General features: G+C 58.7%; 8 protein-coding genes and 1 pseudogene. 3 read left to right on the top strand and 6 right to left on the bottom strand.

Annotation, left to right across the window (positions count from 1 at the left end; translation table 11 throughout):
- Positions 1-63 precede the first annotated feature (63 nt).
- From OYW20_RS05590 to OYW20_RS05565, 6 genes are all read right to left on the bottom strand, one after another.
- Positions 64-549 (bottom strand): nuclear transport factor 2 family protein, encoded by a 486-nt coding sequence (locus tag OYW20_RS05590; protein WP_268799731.1) that lies wholly within the window; start codon positions 547-549, stop codon positions 64-66.
- Positions 550-642: 93 nt separating this feature from the next.
- A complete protein-coding gene (locus tag OYW20_RS05585) occupies positions 643-1938 on the bottom strand; it encodes an MFS transporter (RefSeq protein WP_268799730.1) in 1296 nt (431 codons plus the stop codon).
- A 318-nt stretch (positions 1939-2256) separates the two neighbouring features.
- Entirely contained in the window at positions 2257-3021 is a 765-nt protein-coding gene (locus OYW20_RS05580; protein WP_268799729.1) for an amino acid ABC transporter ATP-binding protein, read from the bottom strand.
- Positions 3022-3031: 10 nt separating this feature from the next.
- Positions 3032-4129, bottom strand: a complete 1098-nt coding sequence (locus OYW20_RS05575) for an amino acid ABC transporter permease (RefSeq protein ID WP_268799728.1) — start codon at positions 4127-4129, stop codon at positions 3032-3034.
- A gap of 10 nt (positions 4130-4139) precedes the next feature.
- Positions 4140-5321, bottom strand: a complete 1182-nt coding sequence (locus OYW20_RS05570) for an amino acid ABC transporter permease (RefSeq protein WP_268799727.1) — start codon at positions 5319-5321, stop codon at positions 4140-4142.
- 65 nt (positions 5322-5386) lie between these two features.
- The gene (locus OYW20_RS05565; RefSeq protein ID WP_268799726.1) at positions 5387-6418 is read right to left on the bottom strand and encodes an amino acid ABC transporter substrate-binding protein; all 1032 of its coding nucleotides are present in this window, start codon (positions 6416-6418) and stop codon (positions 5387-5389) included.
- A gap of 481 nt (positions 6419-6899) precedes the next feature.
- Here OYW20_RS05565 and OYW20_RS05560 point away from each other — a divergent pair, with 481 nt between their 5' ends.
- The 3 genes and pseudogenes from OYW20_RS05560 to OYW20_RS26100 form a co-directional block, all read left to right on the top strand.
- On the top strand, positions 6900-7556 hold the full coding sequence (locus OYW20_RS05560) for an alpha/beta hydrolase (protein WP_268799725.1): 657 nt from the start codon (positions 6900-6902) through the stop codon (positions 7554-7556).
- Between the two features lie 107 nt (positions 7557-7663).
- Complete coding sequence (rhlB, locus tag OYW20_RS05555) at positions 7664-9148, top strand: ATP-dependent RNA helicase RhlB (RefSeq protein WP_268799724.1); 1485 nt, start codon at positions 7664-7666, stop codon at positions 9146-9148.
- Positions 9149-9357: 209 nt separating this feature from the next.
- Positions 9358-10473 (top strand): annotated as a pseudogene (locus tag OYW20_RS26100) (FIST signal transduction protein); the annotation flags it as partial.
- Positions 10474-10619 lie beyond the last annotated feature (146 nt).

Here is a 10619-nt window from a genome sequence, read left to right as displayed (position 1 = left end):
GATGCGACGTTATCGGGCACGCCCCGGAAAAAGGCCTAGATAGTTATTTAGAGGGGAGGACTTTCACTGGCTGGCCTGAAATGCCTTGAGCCCCTTGTGAGCCTGGGCACGGATGGCGTTTTGCACCATCGGCGTCCAGCCAAGCAAGGCACCCTTGGCGCCGAGGGCCTGTCGTGACCAGCGCCACAGGTCAAAGCTGTCGTGGTGCTCGCAGATCTTGCCGTCTCGAAAGACGAAACGTGCCTGGATGTCGTCGACCACGGTGCGGCCGGTCTGGGTGAACAGATACCTCGCGACCCAGTGAGCCGCGCCCGTACGCTCATCGGCGCGGATTTGATCGAAGGTGACCGAGAACTCTTTGGCGCGGGATGTGAGCATGCGCCACATGTCCCCCGCCTGGCGGCCGCGCAACTCACCGAAGACCGGATCGCTGAACAGCACGTCCTCGGTGTAGCAGGCCGCCATCGCTTCGGCGTCCAGTCGACTGAACGCCTCATAGAAGCGGGCAATCAGGTCAGCGTTTTCGTAACTCGGCGTTGTTTCGCTCATGCGTGCAGCGTCCTTGGGCAGTCGTTCAGAAGCCGAACGATAAGCGCCTATGAGCATCTTTACCACGGGCATTCGCGGCGCAAATATCGGCACTCACAGCTTTTCGCTGGTGACCTGTACGTAAAGCGATCGGCCGGCGCCAAGCCCGGCAAGGGTCGCGGCCACGCCAATCACACCGAAGATCCAGCCCAAGGCACTCCATCCCCCCGTCACGTCGTGAACGATGCCCACGGCAAACGGCCCCATGGAAGCGAGCGTGTAACCCACGCCTTGCGCCATGCTCGACAGGTTCGCGGCAACGTGAGAGTCCCGCGAGCGCAACACGATCAGGGTCAACGCCAGACTGAACGTGCCGCCCTGCCCCAACCCAAGCACAATCGCCCAGCCCCACAGCCCTTCAATCGGTGCGTACAGGCAGCCGAACAAACCCGTCAGCGTCAGGGCCATGACGATCACGATCGACAGGCGTTGGTCTTTACCACGGGTTGCGAGCCAGGGCGCGCTCAAGGAGCTGATGAGCTGAACCATGATCGAGCCGGACAGCAGCAGCCCCGCATCAACGGGCGTCAGACCTCGACTGATGAGGATCGACGGCAACCAGCCGAACACGATGTAGGCCAGTGACGATTGCAGGCCCATATAAAGAGTGACTTGCCAGGCGAGCGGATCTCGAAACAGTCCGCGCACACGGTAAGCCGCTTGATGCAGGCCATGGCCCTGTCGCGCTTGAGGAAACCAGAAGATGGCGGCCAGGATTGCAGGCACGATCCAGAAGCCCAGCCCCATTTGCCAACTGTCCCCGAACACGTGGCTTAACGGGACCGTGGCGCCTGCCGCGACGGCCGCACCCAGACACAACGCCATCGTGTAAACGCCGGTCATGGCACCGGCCTGTTTAGCGAAATCGCGCTTGACGATGCCCGGCAACAAGACACCAATGATGCCAATGCAGGCGCCGGCCAGGATGCTGCCGGCGAAGAGTCCGGCTTCGCCGAACAGGCTGCGCACCACGATACCGCTTGCCAGCACCAGCAGAACGCCCAGCACCACCCGCTCACTGCCGAAACGTCGGGCCAAAATCGGCGCCAGTGGCGCAAACAGGCCAAGGCACAACACCGGCAAGGTGGTCAGCAGCCCGGCCCTGGCGGCGGACAGACCCAGCCCGCTCGACACCTCGCTAAGCAACGGCGCCATGCTCGACAACGCCGGACGCAGGTTCAACGCCACGAACACCAGGCCCAGCAACAACAACCACGGGCGTTTCAACACCGGATGCGCCTGCTGCACCTGATTGTCGTCAGCTTCGCAGTCAATCAGCAATTCATCGATGTCGTGAGGGTGAACGGGTTTATTCCGGGTGTCGCTCGCCGTTGGCGCCTTGGTCGTCATGGGATTCTCGTGGGAGCAGGAGGTGTAACAGCGCATTGCGCAAAGAAGGCATCCTGTTGGAGAACAGCATGGAACACAAGTTTTGGGGCGGATTGGGTACAGCTTTAAGACCCGCAGAATTGCTTCTGCCCGAAGGGCGTTGGAGCGCACATACGCAATGCTGTAGGAGCGCGCTTGCCCGCGAAGACCTGGGTACGTCCAAACTGTCGTCATGGCCTGACAGATTTTTCGCGGGCAAGCGCGCGCCTACAGGGCAATCAACAGGCATAAAAAAACCCGGACCTGAGTCCGGGTTTTCTATGCGGTCATTTCAACCGATCAATGCAGGATCTGGCTAAGGAACAAGCGCGTGCGGTCGCTTTGCGGGTTATCGAAGAAGTCATTTGGCGCGGCCTCTTCGACGATTTCGCCTTTGTCCATGAAGATCACCCGGTTCGCCACGGTGCGGGCAAAGCCCATCTCGTGGGTCACGCAGAGCATGGTCATGCCTTCTTCTGCCAGGCCGACCATGGTGTCGAGCACTTCCTTCACCATCTCCGGGTCCAGCGCCGAGGTCGGCTCATCGAACAGCATGATTTTCGGCTTCATGCACAACGCGCGGGCAATCGCCACACGCTGTTGCTGACCGCCGGAAAGCTGCCCCGGAAACTTGTGCGCCTGCTCTGGAATGCGTACGCGCTCCAGGTAGTGCATGGCGATTTCTTCGGCCTTCTTCTTCGGCAGCTTGCGCACCCACATCGGCGCCAGCGTGCAGTTCTGCAGGATGGTCAGGTGCGGGAACAGGTTGAAGTGCTGGAATACCATGCCGACTTCGCGGCGGATAGTTTCGATCTGCTTCAAGTCCGACGTCAGCTCGGTACCATCGACGACGATGCGACCTTGCTGGTGCTCTTCCAGACGGTTCAGGCAGCGAATGGTGGTCGACTTGCCCGAACCCGAAGGACCACACAATACGATGCGCTCGCCCTGACGCACGTTCAGGTTGATGTCTTTCAGAACGTGGAACTGGCCGTACCACTTGTGTACGCCTTCCATCCGGATCATGCCTTCGGCGCCCAGAGGCTTGGTGATAACTTCACTCATGTCAAAACTCCTAACGCTTGTGGCCTGTGTCCAGCTTACGTTCCAAATGCATGGAATAGCGGGACATACCGAAACAGAAGATCCAGAACACCAGGGCCGCGAACACGTAGCCCTCGGTGGCCATACCGAGCCATTTAGGATCGGCGGCAGCTTGTTTGACGCTGTTGAGCAAGTCGAACAGACCGATGATGATCACCAGACTGGTGTCTTTGAACAGCGCGATCACTGTGTTGACGAGGCCGGGGATAACCATCTTCAAGGCCTGCGGGAGAATCACCAGCCCCATCCGGCGCCAGTAACCCAGCCCCATGGCAGCAGCAGCTTCGTACTGCCCCTTTGGAATGGCCTGCATACCCCCGCGCACCACTTCGGCCACATAGGCTGACTGGAAAAGAATCACACCAATCAAGGCGCGCAGCAGCTTGTCGAAGTTCATGCCTTCAGGCAGGAACAGCGGCAGCATCACCGACGACATGAACAGCACAGTGATTAATGGGACCCCTCGCCAGAACTCGATGAAGGTCACGCAGATCACGCGAATCGCCGGCATCTCGGAACGACGACCGAGGGCCAGCACCACGCCCAGCGGCAACGCGCCTGCGATGCCGACGGTGGCGATTACCAGCGTGAGCATCAGACCGCCCCACTGACTGGTGGCCACGTTTTCCATGCCGAAGATCCCGCCATGCAGCAGGAAATACGCCACGATCGGGTAGATCACCAGAAAGCTGAGACCGTAGGTAGCCTTGCGCGGCATCATCTTGATGAACAACGGTGCAGCACCGATGATCGCCAGCCAGACCGTCAGGTCGACCCTCCAGCGCAGTGCCTGAGGGTAGTAGCCGTACATGAACTGGCCGAAGCGCTGCTCGATGAACACCCAGCAAGCGCCAGCCTTGGTGCAGTCCTGTTGCGTTGTGCCGACCCAGTTGGCATTGAAGATCGACCAGCTCAACAACGGCGGTACGACCAGCCAGACCAGGTAAATAGCGAACAGCGTGAGAACGGTGTTCCACCAGTTGGCGAACAGGTTCTGGCGCATCCATGCCACGGGGCCGAACACTTTGCTCGGCGGCGGCATATCGGGTTTGAAAGTATGAGTCGTCATGCGCGTTTCCTCACTGCTCGATCAGCGCAATGCGCTTGTTGTACCAGTTCATCAGCAGAGAAATGCTGATACTGATCGCCAGGTACACACTCATGGTGATGGCAATGACTTCAATTGCCTGGCCTGTCTGGTTGAGCACAGTACCGGCGAACAGCGACACCATTTCCGGATAACCGATACCGGCCGCCAGCGAGGAGTTCTTCGCCAGGTTCAGGTATTGGCTGGTCAATGGCGGAATGATCACACGCATGGCCTGCGGAATGATGACTTTACGCAGCGTCGGGCCGGAACGCAGGCCCAGCGACCGAGCCGCCTCGGTCTGGCCGTGAGCAACCGACTTGATGCCTGATCGCACGATCTCGGCGATGAACGCCGCGGTATACACGCTCAAGGCCAGGGTCAACGCGAGCAACTCAGGGATCAACACCCATCCGCCGACGAAGTTGAAGCCCTTGAGCTCAGGCACTTCCCAATGCACTGGCGAGCCGAAGATCAGCGCGCAGAGTGCCGGAATCACAATGATCAGGGCCAGACCTGCCCAGAACTTGTGAAACGGAACGCCCGTCGCTTCAAAACGTTTATTGGCCCAGCGCGCCATCAACACGATCGCAACAATAGCCAACCCAATGCTCAGCAGAAACGGGAGCGTGGCGTCGTTCGTGACGGCAGCCGGCATGTTAAGGCCGCGGCTGCTGACGAAGAATGAGCCGAAGAAACCATGCGCAGCGCGCGGTCCCGGCAATGTCAGGAAGACAGCGAAGTACCAGAACAGAATTTGCAGAAGCGGCGGAATGTTACGGAAGACTTCGACGTAGACGGTCGCCAGCTTGTTAATGATCCAGTTGTTGGACAGTCGGGAAACGCCGACGATGAACCCCAGCAAGGTCGCCAGAATCACACCGATGAAGGTCACCAGCAGGGTGTTCAACAAACCGATGAGGAACACGCGTGAATAAGAGTCAGATTCCGTGAAAGGAATCAGATGTTGCGCGATGCCGAAGCCAGCGCTGTTTTCGAGGAAACCGAAACCTGAGGTGATACCCCGGTGTTGCAGGTTGGTTTGGGTGTTATCGAACAGATACCAACCCATGGCGACTACGGCGATAACGGTGATTATCTGAAATAGCCACGCACGCACTTTAGGGTCGCTGAGGGATAGCCTCTGCTTTGGTGCGCTGATTTGATTTTGCATGGAGAGCCCCAGGAAATATGCAACAAAGCGCCCGGCCACTGATCAGGTGGCCGGGCGCAGGTCAATCAACGCACTGGTGGTGCGTATTGAATGCCGCCAGCGTTCCACAGAGCGTTTTGACCACGGTCAATTGCCAGAGGAGTGGCTTTACCCAGGTTCTTCTCGAAGATTTCGCCGTAGTTACCAACTTGCTTCACGATCTGAACGACCCAGTCCTTCTTCAGTTTCAGCTGTGGGCCGTAGTCGCCGTCAGCACCCAGCAGACGAGCAACGTCCGGGTTCTTGGTCGACTTGGCTTCGGCTTCAACGTTTTTCGAAGTGATACCGGCTTCTTCAGCGTTCAACAGAGCGAAGCCAACCCAACGAACGATAGTGGTCCACTCTTCGTCACCGCGAGCGACGACCGGGCCCAGAGGTTCTTTGGAGATGGTTTCAGGCAGAACGACGTAGTCCTTCGGCGAAGCCAGCTTGGAGCGCTGTGCGTAAAGCTGGGATTTGTCGGAGGTCAGCACATCGCAACGACCGGATTCCAGCGACTTGGCGCTTTCGTCGGAGGTGTCGAAGGTGATCGGGGTGTACTTGAGGTTGTTGGCGCGGAAGTAGTCCGAGACGTTCAGCTCGGTAGTGGTACCGGCCTGAATGCAGATGGTCGCACCGTCCAGTTCCTTGGCACTTTTTACGCCCAGCTTGCTGTTGGCCAGGAAGCCAACGCCGTCGTAATAAGTGACGAAGCCCGGGAACACCAGACCCATGCTCGCGTCACGGGAGCTGGTCCAGGTGGTGTTACGCGACAGAATGTCGATCTCGCCAGACTGCAGCGCGGTGAAACGCTCTTTGGCGTTCAACTGGCTGAATTTGACCTTGGTCGCATCGCCGAAAACGGCAGCGGCAACAGCACGGCAGAAGTCGGCATCGATGCCTTGAATCTTGCCACTTGCATCTGGAACCGAGAAACCTGGCAGACCGTCACTCACGCCGCACTGGATGAAGCCTTTCTTTTGAATGGCGTCCAGTTTCGCACCTGCTTGAGCGAAGCCGGTGATCCCGAGCGCTGCTGCGGCGGCCACTAAAGCCAGGGTGGATTTCAACATCTTCATTCAAACCTCCAAGTTTGCTCTTTGTTGTGTAGGAGCTTTAGCCCCGCCGCACCCTTGTGAGGCGTTAACGACCCGTGCTGGCTTATTTTTGGGTCATTCGGCGTAAGACCAGAAGCTGGAACGGTCGCAAGATCATCTCACCAACCTTGTTTCAACTTCGATTTTGGCCCGTGGACTGAAACTCCCTGATGTTCCCCGGCCTGTGAGGCCTGAGACGAACCGTGCCTGGAGTCCTCCTGAATGGACTCCTTGCCGCCCGGGAAGGCACTATCAGTCGCCTGTTAGTGTTACCGACCAAGGTGAGCGCTTTCACTCCGCAGGTTTTATAGCAAAGCCCGTACCAGCATGCTGGCATTGTCGAATTAGCGACAGGTCAGGCGCTAAACTTGTAGTCTTGCGACATCTTCTTTCATCTAGCGAACCGCCATCCGCACCGCTTTAAAGCGCCGCGCCAGAGCCCTCGCACACAAATGGAGCACACATGACCGAACCTTTGATCCTGCAACCCCAGAACACCGCCGACGCCTGCGTTATCTGGCTCCATGGACTGGGGGCCGACCGCTTCGATTTCATGCCCGTGGGCGAAGCATTGCAGCGCTCACTGCTGACCACCCGCTTCATCCTGCCACAGGCCCCGACCCAAGCCGTCACCATCAACGGCGGCTATGAAATGCCAAGCTGGTATGACATCAAGGCCATGAGCCCGGCCAGAGCGATCAATGCCGATCAACTGGAGGCCTCGGCCCAGCGCGTTCTGCAGCTGATCGAGGCGCAACGCGACAGTGGCATCGATCCGGCGCGAATCTTTCTGGCCGGCTTCTCTCAGGGCGGCGCGGTGGTGTATCACGCAGCGTTTCTGCGCTGGCAAGGTCCGTTGGGGGGCGTGCTTGCGCTCTCCACTTACGCGCCCACGTTCAGCGATCAGATGAGCCTCTCGGCAAGCCAGCAACGCATTCCGGTGTATTGCTTGCATGGTCAGCACGACGAAGTTGTACAAAATGCGATGGGCCGCACGGCGTATGAGCAGTTAAAGGCTCAAGGCGTCACCGCGACATGGCAGGAATACCCAATGGGGCACGAAGTGTTACCGCAGGAGATCGCCGACATAGGTGTCTGGCTGGGGGATCGGCTGCGCTAAGCCGCTATCCGGTCCTTCCAATTGTTCAGCAGATTTGGTAAGGCACTACGCCGGGCCCTGTTCTTGCTTTACACTGCCCGGCGTACATTCCCTAATCAATTGACGAGATGACCGTGCTCAAAGCACTTAAAAAGATGTTCGGTAAAAGCGAGGCTGAGCAGCTCGCGCCAAGCCCAGTCGCTCCCCTCCCCGCAGCCAAAAGCCCGAATGAAGGCGCGCAGCGCGAACGCAGTGCAGCCGTTGCAGCGCCCGCTGCCACCGCACCCGAGCCTCAAGAGCAGGCCGCTCAGGTCGCCGCCCCCCAGCCAAAGTCCGAACGCCCCCGTCGCGAGCGCACGGTCAAACCGCCGGTCAAGCCCTGGAAGCTCGAAGATTTCGCGGTTGAACCGCAAGAAGGCAAGACCCGTTTTCACGATTTCGATCTGTCCCCGGAACTGATGCACGCCATTCACGACCTGGGGTTCCCGTATTGCACGCCGATCCAGGCGGGCGTTCTGGGCTTCACGCTCAAGGGCAAAGACGCCATCGGCCGCGCACAGACCGGCACTGGCAAGACTGCCGCCTTCCTCATTTCGATCATCACGCAACTCCAGCAGACCCCGCCGCCCAAAGAGCGCTACATGGGTGAGCCCCGGGCGCTGATCATTGCGCCGACTCGCGAACTGGTGGTGCAGATCGCCAAAGACGCCGAACTGCTGACCAAGTACACCGGCCTCAACGTCATGACGTTTGTGGGCGGCATGGATTTCGACAAGCAGCTTAAACAGCTCGAAGCACGTCATTGCGACATTCTGGTCGCGACACCTGGCCGTTTGCTGGACTTCAATCAGCGCGGCGAAGTCCATCTGGACATGGTCGAAGTGATGGTCCTCGATGAAGCCGACCGCATGCTCGACATGGGCTTCATCCCGCAGGTACGTTCGATCATTCGTCAGACGCCGCACAAGGGCGAGCGCCAGACACTGCTGTTCTCGGCAACCTTCACCGAAGACGTGATGAACCTCGCCAAGCAGTGGACGACCGACCCTTCCATCGTCGAGATCGATTCGGTCAATGTGGCCAGCGACAACGTCGAGCAGCACATCTATGCCGTTGCAGGCGCCGATAAATACAAGCTGTTGTACAACCTCGTGACCGATAACGGCTGGGAACGTGTGATGGTGTTCGCCAACCGCAAAGATGAAGTGCGCCGTATCGAAGAGCGCTTGGTGCGCGATGGCGTCAACGCTGCACAGTTGTCGGGCGACGTGCCGCAGCACAAGCGGATCAAGACGCTGGAAGGATTCCGTGAAGGCAAGATTCGTGTGCTGGTGGCAACCGACGTCGCCGGTCGCGGCATTCACATCGACGGGATCAGCCACGTGATCAACTTCACGCTGCCCGAAGTGCCGGACGATTACGTGCACCGCATCGGTCGTACCGGCCGTGCTGGGGCAGACGGCGTATCGATCAGTTTTGCGGGCGAAGACGACTCGTATCAGTTGCCCGCCATCGAAGAAAAGCTCGGTCGCAAGATCAGTTGCGAAACCCCGCCAACGCATTTGCTCCGCGCGGTAGTGCGTCAGCCCAAGCCTGAGCCCGCCGTAGAGTAATCACCCGCCCCGCTCGCGGCGACGTCCTGTTGCCGCGCAGCGCTTGGAAGGTCGGTTTTGCAGCCTCGCTGCCGGATCAGAATCAAACCGGATCTCCTTACTCCGTCCAGCCTGAAGCGAGAAAACGGTCTAACGGCGCATCTCACTTTTTACCCCCTCAAGCCGATACCTCCTCCAATGGAAGTGCCTTCAGGCTCTTAATTATTGGAATGTCCCCCATGAGTTTCTTTTCTCGATTCAAGTCAATCGCCTCTGACAAATCCGGGGTGCTGACTGTCGTGACCAGCGCCAGAGAGCTAAGCGCTCAGTTGGCGGCCATGCGTATCGAGCCTGTTTACCTGACCGGCTTCGTGTCACCCCACGTTGATCTCGAGCAAGCGGCCCGTGCAATCGCCCAACGCTTTCCCAATGCCACACTGAGCCTGTGCACCACCTCGGGAGAGCTGTATTCGGCAGGCAATGCGCTTTACTGCGCCACCGGTGACAACTGGGACAGGATTGTTCTGGCCATGTTTGACGCCAGCGTCATCGCATCAGCCGAATGCGTACACATTCCGCTGCACAGCGAAGACATCCGCGGTCAAGGCCGCGTGCTGCCGATGCGCGAGCGTCTTGCAAAGTTAGTGGATTCGATCAAACGCATCCAAGTGTCCACGGCTATTGATCACCGGGACACGCTGGCATATGTCACGTTCGATGGATTGTCGGCTTCCGAATCTTTTTTTATGGAGGCGCTTTACGAATCAGGCCGCTTCCCTTGCTTGTTCGTGGGCGGCTCGGCGGGCGGCAAAAGCGACTTCAAAACCACATCGATCCACGACGGCAAACGCACCTACGTCAACCACGCCCAAGTGGTGTTTCTCAAGAGTGCAAAAAATACCCGGTTCGGTGTATTCAAAAGCCAGAACTTCGAGCCGACACCGTTCAGCCTCAGTGTGCTGACGGCGTCCCTCGAAGAACGCTATATCAGTCAGGTGATCAATCCTCAGGGGGAAATCACCAGCATGGTGACGGCACTCTGTGAAAAATTCAGCTGCCTGCCTGGTCAACTCGACGAGCATCTGGCCAATTACTCATTCGCCATCCGAGTGGGCGACGAATTATTCGTGCGCTCCATCGCCCGGATCGACCCGCAGACCCAGCGCATTTATCTGTTCTGTGACGTCGCGCCCGGCGAAGAGCTGGTGATGGTCAAGCGTACGTCGCTGATCGATACGACGCGCAAGGACTTCGCGAAATTTCTGCGCAACAAGCAAGGCACGCCTCTGGTGGGTTTGCTGAGCGACTGCATCCTGCGCCGCCTCAACAATGGCGCCGAACTGGGCAGCATGGGTGGCGTGTTCGGCGAGATCCCTGTGGTCGGGTTCTCCACCTTCGGCGAGATACTGGGCCTGAACCTGAACCAGACTCTGACGGCCGTGTTCTTTTTCCGGGTTCCCGATAAAGCCAGCTTCGGCGACGATTACATCGA

It is taken from the genome of Pseudomonas sp. BSw22131 (genome assembly GCF_026810445.1).
GTDB classification, from domain to species: Bacteria; Pseudomonadota; Gammaproteobacteria; order Pseudomonadales; family Pseudomonadaceae; genus Aquipseudomonas; species Aquipseudomonas huanghezhanensis.
This window is presented reverse-complemented; position numbering and strand designations above follow the sequence as displayed.

Excerpts from the sequence above, each read along its gene's own strand:
- OYW20_RS05565 (WP_268799726.1), bottom strand. The coding sequence starts at position 6,418 with ATGAAGATGTTGAAATCCACCCTGGCTTTAGTGGCCGCCGCAGCAGCG.
- OYW20_RS05585 (WP_268799730.1), bottom strand. The coding sequence starts at position 1,938 with ATGACGACCAAGGCGCCAACGGCGAGCGACACCCGGAATAAACCCGTT.
- OYW20_RS05575 (WP_268799728.1), bottom strand. The coding sequence starts at position 4,129 with ATGACGACTCATACTTTCAAACCCGATATGCCGCCGCCGAGCAAAGTG.
- OYW20_RS05590 (WP_268799731.1), bottom strand. The coding sequence starts at position 549 with ATGAGCGAAACAACGCCGAGTTACGAAAACGCTGACCTGATTGCCCGC.
- OYW20_RS05560 (WP_268799725.1), top strand. The coding sequence starts at position 6,900 with ATGACCGAACCTTTGATCCTGCAACCCCAGAACACCGCCGACGCCTGC.
- OYW20_RS05580 (WP_268799729.1), bottom strand. The coding sequence starts at position 3,021 with ATGAGTGAAGTTATCACCAAGCCTCTGGGCGCCGAAGGCATGATCCGG.
- rhlB (WP_268799724.1), top strand. The coding sequence starts at position 7,664 with ATGACCGTGCTCAAAGCACTTAAAAAGATGTTCGGTAAAAGCGAGGCT.
- OYW20_RS05570 (WP_268799727.1), bottom strand. The coding sequence starts at position 5,321 with ATGCAAAATCAAATCAGCGCACCAAAGCAGAGGCTATCCCTCAGCGAC.